24 protein-coding genes are annotated in these 19128 nt (G+C 73.1%); 14 read left to right on the top strand and 10 right to left on the bottom strand.

What is annotated here, in order from left to right; all coding sequences use genetic code 11:
* Positions 1 to 48 precede the first annotated feature (48 nt).
* Both REH65_RS28350 and REH65_RS28355 read right to left on the bottom strand, forming a co-directional pair.
* Positions 49 to 1050 (bottom strand): iron-containing redox enzyme family protein, encoded by a 1002-nt coding sequence (locus REH65_RS28350; RefSeq protein ID WP_406689828.1) that lies wholly within the window; start codon positions 1048 to 1050, stop codon positions 49 to 51.
* On the bottom strand, positions 1047 to 2183 hold the full coding sequence (locus tag REH65_RS28355) for a glutamate--cysteine ligase (protein ID WP_406689829.1): 1137 nt from the start codon (positions 2181 to 2183) through the stop codon (positions 1047 to 1049). The genes REH65_RS28350 and REH65_RS28355 overlap by 4 nt, the downstream gene beginning before the upstream one ends.
* 120 nt (positions 2184 to 2303) lie before the next feature.
* On the opposite strand from REH65_RS28355, the gene REH65_RS28360 reads away from it, so the two are divergent.
* From REH65_RS28360 to REH65_RS28375, 4 genes are all read left to right on the top strand, one after another.
* Positions 2304 to 2957 (top strand): HemK2/MTQ2 family protein methyltransferase, encoded by a 654-nt coding sequence (locus REH65_RS28360; RefSeq protein WP_406689830.1) that lies wholly within the window; start codon positions 2304 to 2306, stop codon positions 2955 to 2957.
* On the top strand, positions 2938 to 3141 hold the full coding sequence (locus REH65_RS28365) for a CDGSH iron-sulfur domain-containing protein (protein ID WP_281453491.1): 204 nt from the start codon (positions 2938 to 2940) through the stop codon (positions 3139 to 3141). Before REH65_RS28360 ends, REH65_RS28365 begins: the two co-directional genes overlap by 20 nt.
* A gap of 85 nt (positions 3142 to 3226) precedes the next feature.
* Positions 3227 to 3406: a CsbD family protein gene (locus REH65_RS28370; protein WP_281453490.1), complete on the top strand. Its 180-nt coding sequence runs from the start codon at positions 3227 to 3229 to the stop codon at positions 3404 to 3406.
* 100 nt (positions 3407 to 3506) lie between these two features.
* Entirely contained in the window at positions 3507 to 3842 is a 336-nt protein-coding gene (locus REH65_RS28375) for a hypothetical protein (RefSeq protein ID WP_281453489.1), read from the top strand.
* A gap of 57 nt (positions 3843 to 3899) precedes the next feature.
* Here the strand turns inward: REH65_RS28375 and REH65_RS28380 are convergent, their stop codons facing one another.
* Positions 3900 to 4340 (bottom strand): Lrp/AsnC family transcriptional regulator, encoded by a 441-nt coding sequence (locus REH65_RS28380; protein ID WP_281453488.1) that lies wholly within the window; start codon positions 4338 to 4340, stop codon positions 3900 to 3902.
* Positions 4341 to 4421: 81 nt separating this feature from the next.
* On the opposite strand from REH65_RS28380, the gene REH65_RS28385 reads away from it, so the two are divergent.
* Both REH65_RS28385 and REH65_RS28390 read left to right on the top strand, forming a co-directional pair.
* Positions 4422 to 5141 (top strand): AzlC family ABC transporter permease, encoded by a 720-nt coding sequence (locus REH65_RS28385; RefSeq protein WP_406689831.1) that lies wholly within the window; start codon positions 4422 to 4424, stop codon positions 5139 to 5141.
* On the top strand, positions 5134 to 5454 hold the full coding sequence (locus tag REH65_RS28390) for a branched-chain amino acid transporter permease (protein ID WP_281453486.1): 321 nt from the start codon (positions 5134 to 5136) through the stop codon (positions 5452 to 5454). The genes REH65_RS28385 and REH65_RS28390 overlap by 8 nt, the downstream gene beginning before the upstream one ends.
* Positions 5455 to 5478: 24 nt before the next feature.
* On the opposite strand, the gene REH65_RS28395 is transcribed toward REH65_RS28390, so the two are convergent.
* A complete protein-coding gene (locus tag REH65_RS28395; protein ID WP_406689832.1) occupies positions 5479 to 6171 on the bottom strand; it encodes a GntR family transcriptional regulator in 693 nt (230 codons plus the stop codon).
* Positions 6172 to 6298: 127 nt separating this feature from the next.
* On the opposite strand from REH65_RS28395, the gene REH65_RS28400 reads away from it, so the two are divergent.
* The 6 genes from REH65_RS28400 to REH65_RS28425 all read left to right on the top strand — a co-directional run bounded on the left by REH65_RS28400 (position 6299) and on the right by REH65_RS28425 (position 11178).
* A complete protein-coding gene (locus tag REH65_RS28400) occupies positions 6299 to 7519 on the top strand; it encodes an NRAMP family divalent metal transporter (protein WP_406689833.1) in 1221 nt (406 codons plus the stop codon).
* A gap of 63 nt (positions 7520 to 7582) precedes the next feature.
* Positions 7583 to 8359 (top strand): LamB/YcsF family protein, encoded by a 777-nt coding sequence (locus tag REH65_RS28405; RefSeq protein WP_406693259.1) that lies wholly within the window; start codon positions 7583 to 7585, stop codon positions 8357 to 8359.
* Entirely contained in the window at positions 8359 to 8970 is a 612-nt protein-coding gene (gene pxpB / locus REH65_RS28410; RefSeq protein ID WP_281453483.1) for a 5-oxoprolinase subunit PxpB, read from the top strand. The genes REH65_RS28405 and pxpB overlap by 1 nt, the downstream gene beginning before the upstream one ends.
* Positions 8967 to 9818, top strand: a complete 852-nt coding sequence (locus REH65_RS28415) for a biotin-dependent carboxyltransferase family protein (protein WP_406689834.1) — start codon at positions 8967 to 8969, stop codon at positions 9816 to 9818. The genes pxpB and REH65_RS28415 overlap by 4 nt, the downstream gene beginning before the upstream one ends.
* Positions 9819 to 9836: 18 nt before the next feature.
* Positions 9837 to 10613, top strand: coding sequence for a putative hydro-lyase (locus REH65_RS28420; RefSeq protein WP_406689835.1), 777 nt, complete (start codon positions 9837 to 9839; stop codon positions 10611 to 10613).
* A gap of 142 nt (positions 10614 to 10755) precedes the next feature.
* Entirely contained in the window at positions 10756 to 11178 is a 423-nt protein-coding gene (locus REH65_RS28425; RefSeq protein WP_406689836.1) for an acyl-CoA thioesterase, read from the top strand.
* An 85-nt stretch (positions 11179 to 11263) separates the two neighbouring features.
* Here the strand turns inward: REH65_RS28425 and REH65_RS28430 are convergent, their stop codons facing one another.
* Both REH65_RS28430 and REH65_RS28435 read right to left on the bottom strand, forming a co-directional pair.
* Positions 11264 to 11431 carry a hypothetical protein gene (locus tag REH65_RS28430; protein WP_406689837.1) on the bottom strand — a complete coding sequence of 56 codons (168 nt, stop codon included), beginning with the start codon at positions 11429 to 11431 and terminating at the stop codon, positions 11264 to 11266.
* A 94-nt stretch (positions 11432 to 11525) separates the two neighbouring features.
* Positions 11526 to 12950 carry a cytochrome P450 gene (locus tag REH65_RS28435; protein WP_406689838.1) on the bottom strand — a complete coding sequence of 475 codons (1425 nt, stop codon included), beginning with the start codon at positions 12948 to 12950 and terminating at the stop codon, positions 11526 to 11528.
* Positions 12951 to 13064: 114 nt separating this feature from the next.
* On the opposite strand from REH65_RS28435, the gene REH65_RS28440 reads away from it, so the two are divergent.
* The gene (locus REH65_RS28440) at positions 13065 to 14240 is read left to right on the top strand and encodes a sensor histidine kinase (RefSeq protein ID WP_406689839.1); all 1176 of its coding nucleotides are present in this window, start codon (positions 13065 to 13067) and stop codon (positions 14238 to 14240) included.
* 16 nt (positions 14241 to 14256) lie between these two features.
* Positions 14257 to 14904, top strand: a complete 648-nt coding sequence (locus tag REH65_RS28445; protein WP_281453476.1) for a response regulator transcription factor — start codon at positions 14257 to 14259, stop codon at positions 14902 to 14904.
* A 62-nt stretch (positions 14905 to 14966) separates the two neighbouring features.
* Here the strand turns inward: REH65_RS28445 and bioD are convergent, their stop codons facing one another.
* From bioD to bioB, 4 genes are read right to left on the bottom strand one after another with little or no spacing between them, the layout of a single operon-like run.
* On the bottom strand, positions 14967 to 15623 hold the full coding sequence (bioD, locus tag REH65_RS28450; RefSeq protein WP_406689840.1) for a dethiobiotin synthase: 657 nt from the start codon (positions 15621 to 15623) through the stop codon (positions 14967 to 14969).
* Complete coding sequence (locus tag REH65_RS28455; RefSeq protein ID WP_406689841.1) at positions 15620 to 16750, bottom strand: 8-amino-7-oxononanoate synthase; 1131 nt, start codon at positions 16748 to 16750, stop codon at positions 15620 to 15622. Before REH65_RS28455 ends, bioD begins: the two co-directional genes overlap by 4 nt.
* Positions 16747 to 18006 (bottom strand): adenosylmethionine--8-amino-7-oxononanoate transaminase, encoded by a 1260-nt coding sequence (locus tag REH65_RS28460; RefSeq protein ID WP_406689842.1) that lies wholly within the window; start codon positions 18004 to 18006, stop codon positions 16747 to 16749. Before REH65_RS28460 ends, REH65_RS28455 begins: the two co-directional genes overlap by 4 nt.
* Complete coding sequence (gene bioB / locus REH65_RS28465) at positions 18006 to 19064, bottom strand: biotin synthase BioB (protein ID WP_406689843.1); 1059 nt, start codon at positions 19062 to 19064, stop codon at positions 18006 to 18008. Before bioB ends, REH65_RS28460 begins: the two co-directional genes overlap by 1 nt.
* Positions 19065 to 19128 lie beyond the last annotated feature (64 nt).

A 19128-nucleotide genomic window follows, 5' to 3' on the forward strand; every position in this document is an offset into this window, starting at 1 on the left:
GGTGACTCCCGAGTCGACTCCGGTGACGGTCCGATTCTCGACCGGCGGTCACCCGCTCGCAGCGAGCTGCGGTGCCCCGTCGAGCGGGCTGAGCAGGGAGGTGCGGCCCGCACCCCACGCGTCCAGCAGGTGCTCGGAGAGCTTCGCTTCCAGGAACTCGGTGGCCTCGATCCCGAAGACGACGTCGGCGGCCAGGTGCGGTTCGCGGTCCAGCAGGTCGCCGATGACGTCGCGGCGTAGCACCTGCTCGTGGACGGCGTCGGCCTCGACGTGCTCGGTGTAGAAGTGCACGCACTCGGGTGCCGCGCCGAGCCGTTGCAGCGCGGTGGCCAGGCGTTGCGCGCTGGGCGCGGTGGTGATCTCGGCGTCGGCGAAGTGCCCGACCAGCGCGCCGCGCAAGCCCCGGTGCAGTCCCAGCAGCGACATGAGGTTGACGATGCGGATCTGCGGTGCGGGCACCACGTCCAGGTAGTGCAGGTACTCCGGCGACAGGCCCGCGCCTTCCAGCAGGTCGGCGAACAGGCGGGCGTGGACGCGGTCGCCTCGGCCACCGCCGAACTCGTCGAACTCCACCGCCACCAGCGCGGCCTTCGCCCGGCCCTGCAGCCGGGGGATCACCCACGCGTGCGGGTCGGCCTCCTTGAGGTGGTAGATCGAGCGGTGCGCGAAGTGCTCCCGCAGCTGCCACCACTCGCCGCGATCGCGCAGGTGGTGCGAAACCCCGCTGCCCGGAACGGTTTCCACCAGCAGCCCGTCGAGCGCTCCGGTGACGTCGTCGGAGACGCGGACCTGCTCGCGCAGCGCGTCCAGGAAGGAGCGCTCCATCTCGGCCCGCAGGGCCAGCAGCTCCGGCTCCCACTCCCAGTCCGGCGAGACGTCGTCGAAGCCGCGGTAGTGCAGTTCGTAGCAGGTGTGCAGGGCGAGCGCGAGGTCGTCGCCGAACGGGTCGTGGCCGCGCGCCGCGGCGGGCGGTGGCACCGGGGCCGCGCCCATCAGCGCGGTGGTGACGGCCTCCGACAGCGGGCCTCTCGGGTGCGGCAGCGCGGTCATCGGGTTCCCTCCCATCGGGGTCGGATCTGCAGCGCGGGCAGCAGCGCTCCCCGGGCGGCCGCCGCGCGCTGCCTGCGGGCGCCGGTGCCGCAGTGCAGCAGCCCGGCGAGGAGCTTGCGCACCACGGCCAGGTCGCGGGTCTCCTCCAGCGCGGGAGAGGCCCACCGGACCATGGCGTGGACGAGTTCGGCGGCCGGGGCGCGCCGGGGCTCGGCCAGGTCGATCCCCGGCCCGTCGAGCCCGTGGCGGGCTGCGGTCCACACCGCGGCCTGCGTGAGCCGCTCGTCGGTGCGGGGCGCCTCGCGCCCCGCCGACAGCTCGCGCAGCGCGGTCCGCACGAGCGCCCGGCTCAGCGCGGCCTGCAGCACGGCTTCGCCGACGGTGGTGGCGGCGTCGGCGACCCGCAGCTCCACGGTCGGCAGGTGCGGGGAGGGGCGGGCGAGCCAGAACGACATGGCCCCGTCGACGAGCACCCCGCAGTCCACCAGCCGCTCGACCTGCCGGTCGTGATCGGCCGCGGAGGCGAAGTGCGGCGGGATCCCCGAACCGGGGAACCGGGACTGCTGCACCATGCGCCAGCTCGCGTAGCCGGTGTCGTCGCCGAGGTGGAACGGGGAGTTCGCCGACATCGCCAGCAGCGACGGCAACCACCGGTGCAGGTGGTTGATCACGGCCACCGCCGTTTCCCTGTCGGGCACGCCCACGTGCACGTGGCAGCCGCAGGCCTGGTAGTCGGCGACCACCGCCCGGTAGGTCTCGGCGATCCGCGCGAATCGCGCGCCCGGCGAGACCGGGCTGGGCGCGCCCGGCAGGGGAGGCGTGCCGGAGGTGATCAGCGCCAGGCCCTCGTCGCGCGCGGCGAGGGCCATCCGGTCCCGCCCCGCGCGCAGCTCGCCGCGCAGCTGCGTCAGCGCGCCGCACACGCCGGTGCTGGCCTCGGTCTGCGCGGTCAGCAGTTCGGGGTGGACTCCCTGCTGCGGGTCGAGGGCGGAGACACCGGCCAGGACGCCCGGACCGCCGTCGGACGGCTCACCGGTGCGCGGATCGACGACGAGGAACTCCTCCTCGACGCCGAAGGTCAACACCTGGTCGGGAGCGCGGGCCGGTGCGGCCTCGACGGCGGGGGTGTTCACCGGCCGCACCTCCTCGTGGCTGCGATCGGCCTGGCACGGCATTGCTTTCCCGGGTTCGAGCGGGGCCAAACCTGCCGGCGAGCGGTTTGCCCGGGTGCACGACCGGAAACCTGTGTGGACATGAGACTGCTCAGGACTTCGGCCGTGTACCGGCCGCAGGGCGACACCTGGTTGCTGGCACGGGCTTTGGGCGATGCCGGGGTCGGGCCGGGCGGTCGTGTTCTCGACGTGGGCACCGGGACGGGTGCCCTGGCCCTGGCCGCCGGTCGGGCCGGTGCCCGGGAGGTGACGGCCGTGGACGTGTCGCTGAGCGCGGTCGCGGTGGCCGGTGTCAACGCGTGGCTGCGCGGCCTGCCGGTGCGGGTGGTGCCGGGTGATGCGCTGGCCCGCGACTACCCGGAACCGTTCGACGTCGTGCTGGCCAACCCGCCCTACGTGCCCGCCGCGCGGCCGGAGCACCCGCGCGGGCTCGCGCGCGCCTGGGACGCCGGACACGACGGGCGGGCCGTCATCGACCGCCTGTGCGGTCGCGCTCCCGGACTGCTGGAGCGCGGCGGCACGTTGCTCATGGTGCAGTCCGACGTGGCCGACGCCGATGCCACGGTGGCGCGGCTGCGCTCCGAGGGGCTGAAGGCCGCGGTGGTGGACCGGCAGCGGCAGGTGTTCGGTCCGGTTCTGCGGGAGCGCGCGGGGGTGCTGGAGGAGCGCGGCCTGATCGCGCCCGGGCAGCGCTGGGAGGAACTGGTGGTGATCCGTGCCGACCGGCCGCTCTGACCGCAGGCGGGTGACCGTGGTGCCCGGTGGGCCGATCCTGGTGGAAGGACCGGTCCGGTTGGACCTGGGCGACGGGACCACAGTGGACTCCGATCGGTTCGTCGTGGCCGTCTGCGCCTGCCGCCGCAGCCGCACCTACCCGTTCTGCGACACCAGCCACCGCCGCAGGGTCCGCGAGAGCTGAGGCCCGCTCCGGCCGGGGCCGCCGCGTTTCGGGAGCGGGCCCACCGGGTAGCCGTTGGTCTCCCGACGAAGAGAGGGAGTTGCACATGTCTGCGATGGACAAGGCCCGTCACAAGGTCGAGGAGACGCTGGGCAAGGCCAAGGAGAAGCTCGGCAGCGCGACGGGCGATCGCCGGACCGAGGCCGAAGGCAAGACCGAGCAGGCCAAGGGCAACCTCAAGCAGGCCGGCGAACACGCGAAGGACGCCTTTCGCCGGGACGGGTGACTCCCAGCACCGATCCCGGGAGTTCGCGTGACTCAACGGTGACAGGTCGGCGGGGGCCGCACGTGCCCCCGCCGATCCGCGCCCGGACCAGGAGGCTCCGATGCAGGAGCAGGACTTTCCGCTGCCGGACTACGACCAGCTGTCGACGGGTTCGCTGCAGCACATGATTCGCTCGCTCGGCCGCGACGAGCTCGGCCAGGTGCTCGACTACGAGCAGCGGCACAACGACCGGCCGCAGGTCGTCGAGCTCATCAACCAGCGGCTCGGGGAGCTCGACCGCGGTGCCGAACCCGCGCCGGGTGAGCACCGGGCCCAGCCCGCCGAGGCGCGCGACTCGGCGAAGGGATCGCCGGTGACACCGGCCGGATCCCCGCAACCGACGCACCCGCCGCGCCACGGCACCCAGGAACCGCCGGGCGAACCCAAGGGCGAGTAGCCCCGTCGCAGCGCGAAGGTCCCTGGCGAGGGGGTGCTGCGCTGGGGCCGCCCACGCTCAGTCGCTCGTCTTGAGCTTCTTCATGATCATGTGGGAGTCGACCCGGGCGACGGCGCGCAAGGCCATGAGCTTGGTGGTGAGGAACGTTTCGAAGGTGGCGGAGTCCTCAACGGCGACCCGGATGAGGTAGTCGGGGCGGCCGAAGAGGCGGTGGACCTCGACGACCTCGTCGTAGGCGGTGATCGCCGCTTCGAGCTCCTCGACGGTCTGCAGGTCGTTGATGCTGATCTCCACCGAGACCATCACCTCGAAACCCCGCCCGGCCGCGGCCGGGTCGATGCGGGCGCGGTAGCCCGCGATGATCCCCTCCGACTCCAGGCGTTTGACCCGCCGCAGGCACGGGGCGGGGGTGAGACCGACCCGCTGGGCGAGCTCGACGTTGGTCAACCTGCCGTCCTGATGCAGGTGCGACAATATTGCTCGGTCGAGGTCGTCCATCGGCATATTATTGCTCTCCGGGTCGAAAACGGGGAACGGTGAGCAACCATATTACTCCGTTCGCCACTTAAAATTGCAGTCATGCCTGCTGTTCTGGTCGAGGGGGCCGCTGCGCCCCCGCGCGGCGACTTCCGCGCTGCATTACGGGATTCGAGCTCCGTGGGGCTGGCGATGATCCCGCTCGGCGTCGCCTTCGGGCTGCTCGTGGCGCACGCCGGTTTCGACTGGTGGTGGGCGAGCGCGTTCACCGCGCTGGTCTACGCGGGCTCGCTGGAGTTCCTGCTGATCGGGCTCGTCGCGGCCGCCGCGCCGCTCGCTCAGGTCGCGGTGACCGCGCTGCTGGTCAACTTCCGGCACGTCTTCTACGCGCTGTCGTTCCCGCTGCACCGGGTGCGCGGCCGGATCGGCAAGCTCTACAGCACTTTCGCGCTCACCGACGAGGCCTACGCGCTGACCACCGGGCCCGCCGCGCAGGGCTGGAGCGGCAGGCGCATCGTGTGGCTGCAGGTGCTGCTGCAGTGCTACTGGGTCGCCGGCGGGACGCTCGGCGCGCTGTTCGGGGCCCTGGTGCCGTTCCCGCTCGACGGGCTGGACTTCGCCCTCACCGCCCTGTTCGTCGTGCTCGCGCTCGACGCCCACCGCGCCCGGCGCAGCGTTCCCGCACCGGCGCTGGCGATGATCTGCGCGCTGGTGTCCATGCTGCTGTTCGGCGACCAGATGCTGCTCGCCGCCCTCGGGATGTTCACCGGCTGCCTGCTGGTGGGCCGAATCGCGTTGCGCGGTAAGGCGTCCGATGCCTGACCCGATCTACGTCGGCTGCGTGGTGGCGGTGTCCGCCGTGGTCACCTGGGCGTTGCGGGCGCTGCCGTTCGCCGCGCTGGCACCGCTGCGCAGCAGTGCCACCGTGCACTTCCTCGGCGCGCGGATGCCGGTGGGCGTCATGGTGATCCTCGCCGTCTACACCCTGCGCGACGCGGAGGTCTCGGCCTACGTGCCGACGGCGCTGTCGCTGGCGGCCACCGTCGGCCTGCACCTGTGGAAGCGCAACGCGGTCCTGAGCATCTTCGGCGGAACGGCTGCGCACGTCCTGCTGACCGCGCTCTACCCCTGGTAGTCGCCCTGCCCCTGGTGGTCGCCCCTACCCCTGGTGGTCGCGGTAGGCGGCGACGAGCTGGTCCTCGGCGGCGTCGAAGTACGCGTCGAGCTTGGCCGCCGCCCGCTCGCGCTCGCCCGCGGTGAGCAGGTCGGCGATCTCGCGGTTGAAGCCGAGGTAGGGGCGGTGGAACTCCTCGGGTCGCGACATCACGTGGAAGGCCAGGCGCAGCTCGGCGAGCAGTTGGCGCATCGTCTCGTTGACCCGGGGGCTGCCCGCCAGCGCCGCCACCGCCTCGTGGAAGCGCATGTTGGCCGTGCCCACGTCCCACCAGCGCTCCTCGGCGGCCGCGCGCTCGCCGTCACCGACCGCGCGGTCGACCGCGGCGACCAGGTCCGGGTTCTCGCCGCGCCGCACCGCGCTGGTCTCCAGCAGGCGGCGGATCCGGTAGAGGTCGATGACGTCCTCGGCGGACAGGACCCGGACGAACACGCCGCGGTGGAACTCGTGCACCAGCAGGCGTTCGTGCACCAGCAGCCGGAACGCCTCGCGCAGCGTGTTGCGGGAGACGGCCAGGGCCTTGCCCGCGCTCTCCTCCGACAACCGGGTGCCGGGGGAGAGGGCGCCGTCGATGATCCGCTGGCGCAGCACGTCGGCGACCCGCTCGGCGGTGCTGGTGCGGCCCAGCAGCGCCCGGTCGGCCGCCAGCAGGTCAGCCCACGGGTCGGTCGCGGTCACTCCGGCTCCCAGTGCAGTCGGTCCAGGTGATCAACAGTTTAGCGGGAAAGTTCCACCTGAGGGATTGCGGGATTGTTCAACAATTCTCTATCTTGTTCCGAACCGCAGCAACCGCGATCGGAGTGCCATGACCGACACGAGCACACCCCGGCAGAACGGTTCGAAGGGCAGACGCAGCACCCTGCTCGGCGCCGTGTTCCTCATGGCCACCAGCGCCATCGGACCCGGCTTCATCACCCAGACGACCCAGTTCACCGTCCAGCTCGGCGCCGCGTTCGCCTTCGCGATCCTGGTGTCGATCCTGATCGACATCGCCGTGCAGCTGAACGTCTGGCGCGTCATCGGCGTCTCCGGCATGCGCGCCCAGGACCTCGGCAACAAGGTCCTGCCCGGTCTCGGCTACGCGATGGCCGCGCTGGTCGTCTTCGGCGGTCTCGTGTTCAACGTCGGCAACATCGCGGGCACCTCGCTCGGCCTGGACGCGCTGTTCGGCCTCGACGCCAAGATCGGCGGCGCGCTGTCCGCGGTGATCGCCATCGGCATCTTCCTGAGCAGGCGCGCAGGCGTGGCGATGGACCGCATCGTCGTCGTGCTCGGCGTCGTGATGATCCTGCTGACCGCGTTCGTCGCCTTCTCCTCCGCGCCGCCCGTCGGGCAGGCGCTGGTGCAGGCCGTGTGGCCCGAGCAGGTCGACTTCCTCGCGATCACCACCCTCATCGGCGGCACCGTCGGCGGCTACATCACCTACGCGGGCGCCCACCGGCTCGTCGACGCCGGGGTCACCGGGCCCGACCAGATCGTCGACGTGAGCCGCAGCTCCGTGGTGTCGCTGCTGGTCACCGGCGTGATGCGGCTCGTGCTGTTCCTCGCGGTGCTCGGCGTGGTCGCCGGTGGCGCGACGCTCGGCTCCGGCAACCCCACGGCGGAGGCGTTCCAGCACGCGGCCGGGGAGGTCGGGCTGCGGCTGTTCGGCATGATCCTCTGGGCGGCCAGCATCACCTCGGTCGTCGGCGCCGCCTACACGTCGGTGTCGTTCCTGGTCACCTTCTCCCGCTCGCTGGAGAAGGCCCGCAACTGGCTCGTCGTGGCGTTCGTGGCCGTCTCGGCCCTGGTCTTCGTGCTGCTGGAGCAGGCGCCCACCACACTGCTGGTGCTGGCCGGTGCGCTCAACGGGCTGATCCTGCCGGTGGGCTTCGGCGTGCTGATGTTCGTGGCGGCCCGGCGCGGCGACCTGCTCGGCGGCTACCGCTACCCGCGCTGGCTGCTGGTGCTCGGGGCGGTCGCCTGGCTGGTGACCGTGTACCTGGGCGCCAGCTCGCTGAGCGGCATCGCGGCCCTGTGGGAATGACCCCGGGGGAATGATGCTGTGGGAACGACGCCGGGGAACGAGGAGCGAGGGGGAGTGACGACGGTGGACCTCAACGCGGATCTTGCCGAAGGGTTCGGCCACTGGGAACTCGGCGACGACGAGGCGCTGCTGGGCGTGGTGACCAGCGCCAACGTGGCCTGCGGATTCCACGCCGGGGACGCCACGGTGATCCGCTCGGCGGTCGAGCTGGCCGCCGAGCGCGGGGTGGCCGTCGGCGCGCAGGTCGGCTACCGGGACCTGGCCGGGTTCGGCCGCCGGTTCATCGACGTGCCGCGGCGCGAGCTGACCGACGACGTGATCTACCAGATCGGCGCGCTGGCCGGCTTCGCCCGCGTCGCGGGCACCGAGGTCCGCTACGTCAAACCGCACGGCGCGCTCTACAACGCCATCGTGCACCACGCCGAGCAGGCCGCCGCCGTCGTCGACGCGGTCCGCGCCTACGACCCGGCGATGGCGGTGCTGGGGCTGCCCGGGTCCCAGTGGCTCGACCAGGCCGGGAGAGCGGGGCTGCCGACCTACCGCGAGGCCTTCGCCGACCGCGCCTACACGCCCGAGGCGACGCTGGTGCCGCGGCGCGAACCCGGTGCCGTGCTGCACGATCCCGACGAGATCGCCGCCCGTTGCCTGGCGCTGGCCGCCGGCGAACCGATCCGCGCCGTCGACGGCAGCGAGATCCGGGTGCGGGCCGACTCGATCTGCGTGCACGGCGACAGCCCGGGCGCGGTCGCCATCGCCCGGGCCGTGCGCGACCGGCTCACCGACGCCGGGGTCGTGCTGCGACCCTTCGCGGCGGGCCCCTTCGCGGCGGGGAGCCCGTGATGCGGTTCCTGCCCTGCGCCGACTCCGGGCTGCTGATCGAGCTGGCCGACCTGCAGCAGGTGCACGCCCTCTACGCGGCGCTGTCCGAGGAACCGCCCGAGGGCGTCATCGACCTCGTCCCGGCGGCGAGAACGCTGCTGCTGCAACTGGATCCGCGCCGCGCCGACCTGCGCGCCATCGAGGAGGCGGTGCGCGCGGCCGAGCCCCGCCACGGGCTGCGCGGCGAGGGCGAGGAGCTGGAAGTGCCGGTGGTCTACGACGGGGCCGACCTCGCCGAGGTCGCGCGGCTGACCGGGCTCACCGAGCGCGAGGTCGTCGACCGGCACACCGGAGCCGACTGGAAGGTCGCCTTCGGCGGCTTCGCACCGGGTTTCGGCTACCTCACCGGCGGGCCCGAGGACCTGGTGGTGCCGCGGCGCACGGAGTCGCGCACCGCTGTGCCCGCCGGGGCCGTCGGCCTGGCGGGGGCGTTCAGCGGCATCTACCCGCGCGAATCGCCCGGAGGCTGGCAGCTCATCGGCCGCACCGACCTGCAGATCTGGAACATCGACCGCGACCCGCCGGCCCTGCTGCGACCGGGCGTGCGAGTGCGGTTCCGGGAGATCGGATGAGTGTGGAAGTGCTGGCCACCGGCCCGCTGGCCACCGTGCAAGACCTCGGCAGGCCGGGACTGGCCGGGATCGGCGTGGGCACCTCCGGTGCCGCCGACGCCGGTTCGCTGCGGCTGGCCAACCGGCTCGTCGGCAACGACGAGGGCGCCGCCGGAATCGAGATCACCTTCGGCGGACTCGCCCTGCGCGCTCACCGGGATCTGACGGTGGCGCTCACCGGGGCGCCCTGTCCGATCACAGTGGACGGTCGTGGTGCGGCGCCCAACTCGGTGCTGCGCGTGCCGCGCGGAACCGAGCTGCGGCTGGGCGTTCCGGCCGTCGGCCTGCGCAGCTACCTCGCCGTCCGCGGCGGTCTCGACGTCGACCCGGTGCTGGGGTCGCGGTCCACCGACGTGCTCTCCGGCCTCGGACCCGACCCGCTGAGCCCCGGCACCGCGCTGCCGGTCGGGGCGCCGCCGGAGCGGTTCCCGGTCGTGGACCTCGCGCCCGTCGCCGATCCACCGGAGCACGTCGTGCTGCGGGTGCGACCCGGCCCGCGCGACGACTGGTTCACCTCCGAGGCGCTGACGACGCTGGTCAGCGCGCCCTACGAGGTCACCTCCGAGAGCAACCGGGTCGGCATGCGGCTCGACGGACCGGTGCTGGAGCGCAGCCGCACCGACGAGCTCCCCAGCGAGGGCATGGTCACCGGCGCGCTGCAGGTGCCGCCGCTGGGCACGCCGACCCTCTTCCTGGCCGACCACCCCGTCACCGGCGGCTACCCGGTGATCGGCGTGGTGGTGGCCGCCGACGTGGCCAAGGCCGCGCAGGCGCGCCCGGGCCAGCACGTCCACTTCCGATTCCTCTGAGCACGTCAGGAGCGCGCGATGTCGAAGGACTTCTCACCCGAGCAGGCCCGGGCGGCGTTCCGGGGCGGACTGCGGGTGCCGACCTCCGGTTTCAGCGCCGGGTGGACCCAGGCCAACCTGATCTCGCTGCCCCGGGAGCACGCCTACGACTTCCTGCTGTTCGCGCAGCGCAACCCGAAGTCGTGCCCGGTGCTGGACGTGACCGAGCCGGGGGAGACCGGCGCCTCGCTGTTCGCCGGTGACCTGCGCACCGACCTGCCCGCCTACACCGTCTACCGCGACGGGGAGCTGGTCGAGGAGCGCACCGAGGTCACCGACCTGTGGCGGGACGACCTGGTGAGCTTCCTGGTCGGGTGCAGCTTCACCTTCGAGGCCGCGCTCCTGGAGGCCGGCGTGCCGGTCCGCCACATCGAGGCCGGCAGCAACGTGCCGATGTACCGGACGTCGCGGCAGTGCCGCCCCGCCGGGGCGCTGTCGGGCCCGCTGGTGGTCTCGATGCGTCCGGTCCCGGCGGAGCTGGTCGCCACGGCCGTGCGCGTGACCTCCCGCTACCCGGCGGTGCACGGCGCCCCGGTGCACATCGGCTCCCCGGAGCAGCTGGGGATCGCCGACCTCGGCGCGCCCGACTTCGGCGATGCGGTGGAGGTCCGGCCCGGTGAGATCCCGGTGTTCTGGGCCTGCGGCGTCACCCCGCAGGCGGCGGTGATGCAGTCCAAGCCGTCGTTCGCGATCGGCCACGCACCCGGCCACATGGCCATCACCGACGCGCGCGACAGCGACTACCAGGTGCCCTGACGGCGGACTACCAGGTGCCCTGACGGCGGACTACCAGGTGCCCTGACGGGGGACCACCAGGCGCCCTGATGAGGCCTGGGCCACTTGCGATCCTGGTCATGATTGCGGAGCGCGTGCCGGACCGGCTGCTTACGGTGGCGACGTGACTTTTCGTGTTCCGCTTCAGGTCCGCAGCTACGAGCTCGACGCGCTCGGCCACGTCAACCACGCCGTGTACCACCAGTACGGCGAGGTGGCGCGGGTCGCCGGGTTCCAGGCGGCCGGGTGCGACTGGGACGGGCTGGTCGCGCAGAAGCTGTCGCCCGTGCTGCTGAGCACCACCGTGAACTTCCGGCGCGAGCTGCGCGCCAACGAGCACGTCGAGGCCTCCTGCGAGGCCAAGTTCGGCTCGGGCAAGTCGTTCCACCTCGACACGGTGATCATCAAGGCCGACGGCACCATCTCCGCCGACATCACCTGCGTGCTGGGCATCATGGACCTCGACGCCCGCAAGCTCGTCGCCGACCCGCTCGGCACCCTGCGAGCCGTCGGCTTCGACGCCGAGATCCTCGCTCCGGGAGCCTGAGCCTCCGGAGCGCCTGAGGCCCCTGGGCCTGAGAGCGCTGGGCCCGAGACCGCTGAAGCCCGAGATCGCTGGGCCCGGGCGCCGGTCAGCGCTCGTCGCGCTTGCTCCGGCCGGGGAGCTCGAAGTCCCGGATGCGGTGGGCGGCGACCGCGGCCTCGCGGTCCAGCAGCCGCCAGTCGTCGTACGGCTCGGCCTGCTCCCGCAGCGGCGCCAGGTTCCTCAGGATGATGCGCGTTCTCGTGTCGGTGCTCATCGCTCCGCTCCCGTCAACGAGGTGTCTCCCCACGCGGGTGATCGCATCGCGATGATCGGGAATTAGCCGGAAGTAGGCCAGGTCACGGGAGTGATCACGGTCGCACCGAGGTGATCTCGACCGCGCCGCCCCGTCCCGGGATCATCGTGACGTTGCGGTGCACCGGGCGTTCCGCCGCCTGCGACACGGCTTTCAGGTCGGTGCGGCGGGCGATCTCGGCGGTGAGGATGCGCATCTCCTCCATCGCCAGCGTCGCGCCCAGGCACCGCCGGTCGCCGCCGCCGAACGGGATCCACGTGCTGGAGCCGGGTTTCACGCCGACGAACCGGTCCGGGTCGAAGGTGAACGGGTCGGCGTAGAGGTCGTCGCGGTGGTGCAGCGACAGCACCCCGATCAGCACGCGCGTGCCCGCAGGCACCACGGCGTCGCCGAAGCGCCAGTCGGCCTTGACCCGCCTGCCCAGCATCGGGATCACCGGCCGCACCCGCATCGACTCGTGGATCGTGGCCTCCACGTAGTTCTCGTCGTCCTCGCCCCGCGCCGCTTCGCGCAGCCTGCCGTAGGGGCCCGGTGCGCGGACCAGGCGCTCGAAGGCCCAGCCGATGGAGTTCGCGGTCGTCTCGTGCCCGGCGAGCACCAGCGTGAGCAGCTCGTTGCGCAGCTCGCCGTCGCTGAGCGGCTCGCCCTCGTCGTCGCGGGTGTCGAGCAGCAGCGACAGGATGTCGTGCCGCTCGCCCGGCACGTGCGCGGCGCGGCGCTCGGCGATCACCGCCATGACCGCCCGGTCGAGGTGCGCCAGGCCCCACTTCTGCACGCCGACGGGCTCGGACCGGCGCATCGACAGCGCCTCGCTGACCCGGGCCAGCGGGCTGACCGACAGGCCCAGCAGCTGCCGCAGCCGCGTGCGCAGCAGCTGCTCGGCCTCGCCGGAGCTGTAGTCGATGCCGAACACGCCGGACATGATCACGTCGAGGGTGACCTTCTGAGCGGCGTCGGCCAGCCGGATCCGCGAACCGGCCCGCCAGGAGCCGATCTCCCGGTCGGTGGCCTCCTGGATCTGCTCGCGGTAGCGGGCGATGGCCTTGCCGTGGAACGGCGGCATGAGCAGCTTGCGCTTGCGCCGGTGCGGTTCCCCGGTCACCGTCAGCACCGAATCGCCGACGATCGGGCGCAGCATCGACTGCCCCGCCGTCGACGGCGCCAGCGCCGGTCCCGCGGTGAACAGCGACTTCACGTGATCCGGGTGCGCGGTGATGGCCAGCGGCCGCTTCTCCAGCATCGTGGTGACCCCGAAGATGTCGCCGTGCCGCCGGGCGCCCTCGAACAGCAACCCGCCCTGGTCGTGGGCGAACCGCAGGGTCTGGCGAAGCCGTCCCGTTCCGAGCAGCGGTGGCGGCGTGCCCGGATCGTCGGTCGGACCGGCGGGCGAAGGCGCCCACTCGCGGGAACCGGACGGCGTCGCGTCCTCCCACCAACGTCCCCGGTGCGGCGCTGCGGACGGGGCGATCGAGGTCGTCATGCCCGCAACGCTATCGGGCGGGTGACCGGGCGCACATCGTCCTGCGGGCCCGGTTTCGCCTCCTACCTGAGGAGGAGATCCACCCGCTGCTCGCGGCGTTCTAGGGTGACCGGGATGAGGGGTGTGATCCGCTACGTGCACGGCAGGGCGGCGGCGCTGCCGTTCGGCTACCCGCCGGCCGTCGTGCTGCCGGGGCACGCGTGCCTGGTGGTGGTCTCGGCCGTCGCGGTGGTGCAGCGGCTGGCCGCCGGGATCGTCGACTGGACGCTGGTCGGCGGTCTGCTCGCGATCGTGCCGGTGGTGCACCTGCTGGCGGGAAGGCCCATCCCGGACGGCGGGCGGCCCCTCGGGGTGGCCGTCTGCGCGATGCTGGGCACCTCGATCCTGCTGGTGCACCCGGTCGCCAACGACCTCGCGCCGCTGATCCTGGTGGTGATGCTCGCCGAGTGCGCCGCCGTCACCTCGGCGCGGGTGAGCCTGACGACCGCCGCGGTGGCCGCGCTGGTCCCCATCACCGCCGCCGCGCTCGGCCACCTCGGCTACGGGCTGGCGTTCTCGCTGGTGACCATCGCGCTCGGCTGGGCGACCGGTTACATCATCCGGACCCAGCTGCGGTTGTTCGAGCAGGAGCGCCGGTCGCAGGCCGAGCGGACCGCGCAAGCCGCCGACGACGAGCGCCGCCGCATCGCCCGCGAGGTGCACGACGTCGTCGCCCACTCGCTGAGCATCACGCTGCTGCACCTCACCGGCGCCCGCCGCGCGCTGCAGGAGGACCGCGACGTCGACGAGGCCGTCGACGCGCTCACCGACGCCGAGCGGCTCGGCCGCCAGGCCATCGCCGACATCCGCCGCACGGTGGGGCTGCTGGACTCCGAGCCGTCGAAGGTCCGCCCGGAACCCGGGATCGATGACATCGACGAGCTCGTCTCCGACGTCGTGCGCGCCGGGGTCCCGGTGACCTGCGACGTCCGCGGCGATCCCGGAACGGTCTCGGCCGCAACGGGTCTCGCGCTCTACCGGATCGCCCGCGAGGCGCTGGCCAACGTCGTCAAGCACGCGCCCGGCGGCAGCACCGAGGTGCGCCTCGTCCTCGGTCCCGGCACCGCGCTCACGGTGTCCAACGACCTCGCGGGCGCGCTCCCCGAGGTCGTGACCGGCAACGGCATCGCCGGGATGCGCCAGCGCGCCGAGCTCCTGGGCGGGCACCTCTCGGCCGGTCCCGAGGACGGCCGGTGGGTGGTGCGCGCCGATTTCGCGCCCGACGACCCGCCCGCTCCGGAGGCCCGATGATCCCCGCGGAGGCCCGATGATCAAGGTGTTGCTCGTCGACGACCAGGAACTGGTCCGCTCGGGACTGCGGCGGATCCTGCGCCGCAAGGACGGGTTCGCCGTCGTCGGCGAGTGCGCGGACGGAGCCGAGGTCGACGACGCCGTGGCCGCCGACCGTCCCGACGTCGTGGTCATGGACCTGCGCATGAAGCACGTCGACGGCATCGAGGCCACCCGCCGGTTGCAGGCGGCGGAGGACCCGCCGCCTGTGCTGGTGCTGACGACCTTCGACGACGACCAGCTGCTCTCCGGCGCGCTGCGCGCCGGAGCCAGCGGCTTCCTGCTCAAGGACTCGCCCGCCGAGGACGTCATCCGCGCCGTGCGTGCGCTGGCGGCGGGCGAGGCCTGCCTCGACCCGGCCGTCACCGGTCGCGTGCTCACCGCCTACCGGACCAGCGCGCCCGAACCCGAGGCCACCGCCGTCGAGGAGCTCACCTCCCGCGAGCACGACGTGCTGGTGCTCCTCGGCCGAGGTCTCTCGAACGCCGAGATCGCCGCGGAGCTCGGCATCTCCGAGGTGACCGTGAAGAGCCACGTCGGTCACATCTTCGTCAAGCTCGACGTGCGCGACCGGGCCGCGGCCATCGTCTACGCCTTCGACCACCGCATCGTCACGCCGAGGTAGCGCTGCGCGCGGGCGGCGAACAGCCGCAGCGGTCCTGGAGGGCACCGGTACAGGCTCGGGCATCACCGGGAGCGGAACCAGGAGGCGACCCGGCCGCGGAACTCCTCGGGCGGGAGCGATCCCGCGCGCTCGGGGAGCGCGGCGAGCACCGGGAGGCCGGTGACGCGGGGGAGCTCGGTGGTGTTGCACCCTTCGGCCAGGTCGGGGTGCTCGGGCACCGACCCGAGCACGAGCCCCGCCGGCTCCAGACCGCGCCCGCGCAGGGCCTCGACGGTCAGCTCCGTGTGGTTGAGCGTGCCCAGGCCGACCCGGGTGACGACGTGCAGGCGCACCTCGTGATCGCGGGCGAGGTCGGCGGCCAGGTCGGGCAGCGTGCCTCCGGCGGTGTCCAGGCGGACCAGGGCTCCGCCCGCCCCTTCCACGATCACCACCTGGTGGCGGCGGGCGAGCGCGCGGAGGTGCGCGGCGTGCTCGCCGATCGCCGGGACCGCGGTGCCGCGCAGCCGGGCGGCGGTGTCCGGGGCGAGCGGGTCGGGCAGGTGCGCGAGCTGGGCGACCCGGCATCCGGCCAGGCGGCGGACGACCTCGACGTCGGGTTCGTCGGTGCCGGTCTGGGTCGGCTTGACCACCACCACGTCCGGTCCGAAGTGGACGGCGAGCGCGGCGGTGGCCACGGTCTTGCCGACGCCGGTGTCGGTCCCGGTGACGAAGATGATCATGCTGCGCTCCGATGCCGCTCGACGACCCCCGCGAGCACCTCGACCGCGCGGTCCCACGCGTCCTCGGCGATCCCGGCCTGGGTGGTGATCCGAAGCCGGGAGACCCCGTCGGGCACCGACGGCGGCCGGAAGCACCCCACCCGCACACCGGCCTGGCGCGCGGCGTCCTGCGCAGCCAGCGCCCGCTGCGGCGAGGACATCGGCACCGACAGCACCGCGCCCGCGGACCGGGTGACGCCGAGCCGCTCGGCGAGCCGCGCGGCCCGGTCGTGGATCCGCTCCGGCAGGTCCGGGCGGTCCCGCAGCAGGCGCAGCGCCGCCAGCGCTCCGGCGGTGGGCGCCGGGGCCAGCGCGGTGTCGAAGATGAACGGCCGAGCCCGGTTGACCAGGTGCTCCACCAGCTCCGGCGACCCCAGCACCGCCCCGCCCATCGCGCCCAGCGACTTCGACAGCGTCGCCGTCATGACCACCTGCGGCGCCTCGCCCAGACCGGCCACCAGGCCCCGGCCCCCGTCACCGACGACGCCGAGCCCGTGCGCCTCGTCGACCAGCAGCAGCGCGCCTCGCTCGGCGCAGAGCGCGGCCAGCTCCGGCAGCGGTGCGGCGTCGCCGAGCACCGAGTACACCGACTCGGTCAGCACCATCGCCCGCCTCCCGTCGGCCTTCTCCAGCGCCGCCCGCACCGCGTCGACGTCGTTGTGCGGCACCACCTCGACCGCCGCGCGCGACAACCGGGCCGCGTCGATCAGCGAGGCGTGCACGTGCGCGTCCGAGACGATCAGCGCGTCGCGGTCGGCCAGCGCCGTGACCGCCGAGAGGTTGGCGTGGTAGCCGGTGGAGCACACCAGCGCGGCGGGTCGCCCGGTGAAGTCGGCGAGCTCGGCCTCCAGCTCGCCGTGCAGCGTCGTCGTGCCCGTGACCAGCCGCGACGCTCCCGATCCCGCGCCCCAGGTCCGGGCCGCCCCGGCCGCGGCCGCGCGCACCTCGGGGTGCGCGCTCAGGCCCAGGTAGTCGTTGCCGGCCAGGTCGAGGACGTCCTCGCCGAGCGCGCGCGGGCGCAGCGCGCGCCGCAGGCCCGCGCGCTCGCGCTCCTCCCGCTGCTCGGCCAGCCACCGCTGCCAGCTCATCCCGCCTCCGCCGCGGCGGCGATGCCCGCGCACAGCGTCGCCACGTCCTCGTCGCTGCACACGTACGGCGGCATCGTGTAGATCAGGTCGCGGAACGGGCGCAGCCACGCGCCCTCGGCCAGCGCCGCCTCGGTCGCCTGGGCGACGTCCACCGGGTGGTCGAGGCGGACGACGCCGACCGCGCCGATGACCCGCACCTCGGCGGCGTCGACGTCGTGCAGCGCCTGCAGGCCGGTGTTGATCCGCCGCACGTCCTGCTCCCACCCGCCGGTGGCCAGCAGGTCCAGGCTCGCCGAGGCCACCGCGCAGGCCAGCGGGTTGCCCATGAACGTCGGACCGTGCATGAGCACGCCCGAATCGCTGCCGGAGATCCCGCGCGCCACCTCGCCGGTGCACAGCGTCGCCGCCATCGTCAGGTACCCGCCGGTGAGAGCCTTGCCCAGGCACAGCACGTCCGGGCTCACCCCGCCGGCCTCGGCGGCGAAGAGCGTGCCGGTGCGGCCGAACCCGGTGGCGATCTCGTCGAAGATCAGCACCAGCCCGTGCTCGTCGGCGACCTCGCGGAACACCCGCAGGCACTCGGCGGGGTAGGGGCGCATCCCGCCCGCGCCCTGCAGCAGCGGTTCCACGACGAGCCCGGCCAGCCGGTGCGCGTGCTCGGCTGCCAGCGCCCGGAAGCCCTCGGCCCACGCGGTCACGTCCTCGCCGACCGCCGGTGGCCGCTCGCCGAAGACCTGCTCGGGCAGCAGCGCCGACCACATCGAGTGCATGCCGCCGTCGGGGTCGCACACGCTCATGCAGTCGAAGGTGTCGCCGTGGTAGCCGCCGCGGACGGTGAGGAACCGGGTGCGCTCGGGGCGTCCGCTTCCGCGCTGGTGCTGCAGCGCCATCTTCATCGCGACCTCGACGCTCACCGAACCGGAGTCGGCCAGGAACACCCGGTCGAGCCCGTCGGGGGTGATCTCAACCAGGCGCCGAGCCAGCTCGACCGCCGGTTCGTGGGTGAGACCGCCGAACATCACGTGCGAGAACCGCTCGGCCTGGCACCGCAGCGCCTCGTCGAGCGCGGGGTGCCGGTAGCCGTGGATCGCCGACCACCACGAGGCCATCCCGTCGACGACCTCACCGACGCCGTCGATCTCGATCCGGCTGCCCGACGCGCCGGTGACGAGCCGGGTCGGGGCGGGGTCGAGCATCGAGGTGTAGGGGTGCCACAGGTGCTCGCGGTCGTAGGCCAGCAGCGCGGGGGCCTCCATCAGGCGTTGGGCAGGACGTCGGTGCCCGCGCCGCGACGGCGGATCGCCGGATCGACCGGCCGCTGCGCGATCTCCTCCTCCGAGCCCAGCACGACGAAACCGCTGTCGCGGATCATGGCCAGGTCGGCCTCGGCCTCCTGGCCCTCGGAGGTGAGGTAGTCGCCGAGGAACAGCGAGTTGGCGACCTGCAGCGCCACCGGCTGCAGCGAGCGCAGGTGCATCTCGCGACCCCCTGCGATGCGGACCTCCCGGTCCGGGCAGACGAACCTGGCCATCGCCAGGATCTTCACGCAGCGGGCGGGGGAGAGCTCCCAGGTGTTCTCGAACGGGGTGCCGTCGAAGGGCATCAGGAAGTTCACCGGGATCGAGTCCGACTCCAGCTCGCGCAGCGCGAAGAGCGCCTCGACCAGCTGCTCGTCGGTCTCGCCGAGTCCCGCGATGAGCCCCGAGCAGGGCGACAGGCCCGCGGTCCTGGCCTTGCCCACGGTGTCGACGCGGTCGGCGTAGGTGTGGGTCTGGACGATCGAGTCGTGGTGGCTCTCGGCCGTGTTGATGTTGTGGTTGTAGGCGTCCACCCCGGCGTCCTTGAGCCGCTCGGCCTGTCCGTCGGAGAGCAGTCCGAGGCACGCGCACACCTCGACGTCGGGGTGCTCGGACTTGAGCGCGCCGACCATCTCGGTGACCTTGTCGATGTCGCGGTGGGACGGTCCGCGCCCGGAGGAGACCAGGCACACCCGGCTCGCGCCGCCCTTGAGCCCGGCGCCGGCCTGCTGCAGCGTCTCGTCCTTCGACAGCCACGAGTACTTCAGGATCGGCGCGTTGGAGCCCAGCGCCTGGGAGCAGTAGTTGCAGTTCTCCGGGCACAACCCGGACTTCAGGTTCACCAGGTAGTTGACCTTCACGGTGTTGCCGAAGTGCGCCCTGCGCAGCCTGCTCGCCGCCGCCACGACGGACATCAGCTCGGAGTCGTCGGCGCGCAGCACGGTCAGCGCGTCCTCGGTCGAGACCGGTCGCCCGGCCAGGACCGCGTCGGCGAGCTGATCGAAGGTGGAGCTCATGGGTGTCTCCCGAAGTCGACCTGAACAGTGTTCACCTGAACGGCGTTCAGGCTAGACTGGGGGC

The organism is Saccharopolyspora sp. ID03-671, from assembly GCF_045278815.1.
GTDB lineage: Bacteria > Actinomycetota > Actinomycetes > Mycobacteriales > Pseudonocardiaceae > Saccharopolyspora > Saccharopolyspora ipomoeae.

Coding starts and splice junctions, on each gene's coding strand:
- pxpB (WP_281453483.1), top strand. CDS start 8,359: ATGCGGTTCCTGCCCTGCGCCGACTCCGGGCTGCTGATCGAGCTGGCC.
- REH65_RS28380 (WP_281453488.1), bottom strand. CDS start 4,340: ATGGACGACCTCGACCGAGCAATATTGTCGCACCTGCATCAGGACGGC.
- REH65_RS28440 (WP_406689839.1), top strand. CDS start 13,065: ATGAGGGGTGTGATCCGCTACGTGCACGGCAGGGCGGCGGCGCTGCCG.
- REH65_RS28375 (WP_281453489.1), top strand. CDS start 3,507: ATGCAGGAGCAGGACTTTCCGCTGCCGGACTACGACCAGCTGTCGACG.
- REH65_RS28350 (WP_406689828.1), bottom strand. CDS start 1,050: ATGACCGCGCTGCCGCACCCGAGAGGCCCGCTGTCGGAGGCCGTCACC.
- bioB (WP_406689843.1), bottom strand. CDS start 19,064: ATGAGCTCCACCTTCGATCAGCTCGCCGACGCGGTCCTGGCCGGGCGA.
- REH65_RS28435 (WP_406689838.1), bottom strand. CDS start 12,950: ATGACGACCTCGATCGCCCCGTCCGCAGCGCCGCACCGGGGACGTTGG.
- REH65_RS28385 (WP_406689831.1), top strand. CDS start 4,422: ATGCCTGCTGTTCTGGTCGAGGGGGCCGCTGCGCCCCCGCGCGGCGAC.
- REH65_RS28420 (WP_406689835.1), top strand. CDS start 9,837: ATGTCGAAGGACTTCTCACCCGAGCAGGCCCGGGCGGCGTTCCGGGGC.
- REH65_RS28460 (WP_406689842.1), bottom strand. CDS start 18,006: ATGGAGGCCCCCGCGCTGCTGGCCTACGACCGCGAGCACCTGTGGCAC.
- bioD (WP_406689840.1), bottom strand. CDS start 15,623: ATGATCATCTTCGTCACCGGGACCGACACCGGCGTCGGCAAGACCGTG.
- REH65_RS28400 (WP_406689833.1), top strand. CDS start 6,299: ATGACCGACACGAGCACACCCCGGCAGAACGGTTCGAAGGGCAGACGC.
- REH65_RS28360 (WP_406689830.1), top strand. CDS start 2,304: ATGAGACTGCTCAGGACTTCGGCCGTGTACCGGCCGCAGGGCGACACC.
- REH65_RS28430 (WP_406689837.1), bottom strand. CDS start 11,431: ATGAGCACCGACACGAGAACGCGCATCATCCTGAGGAACCTGGCGCCG.
- REH65_RS28415 (WP_406689834.1), top strand. CDS start 8,967: ATGAGTGTGGAAGTGCTGGCCACCGGCCCGCTGGCCACCGTGCAAGAC.
- REH65_RS28445 (WP_281453476.1), top strand. CDS start 14,257: ATGATCAAGGTGTTGCTCGTCGACGACCAGGAACTGGTCCGCTCGGGA.
- REH65_RS28390 (WP_281453486.1), top strand. CDS start 5,134: ATGCCTGACCCGATCTACGTCGGCTGCGTGGTGGCGGTGTCCGCCGTG.
- REH65_RS28455 (WP_406689841.1), bottom strand. CDS start 16,750: ATGAGCTGGCAGCGGTGGCTGGCCGAGCAGCGGGAGGAGCGCGAGCGC.
- REH65_RS28370 (WP_281453490.1), top strand. CDS start 3,227: ATGTCTGCGATGGACAAGGCCCGTCACAAGGTCGAGGAGACGCTGGGC.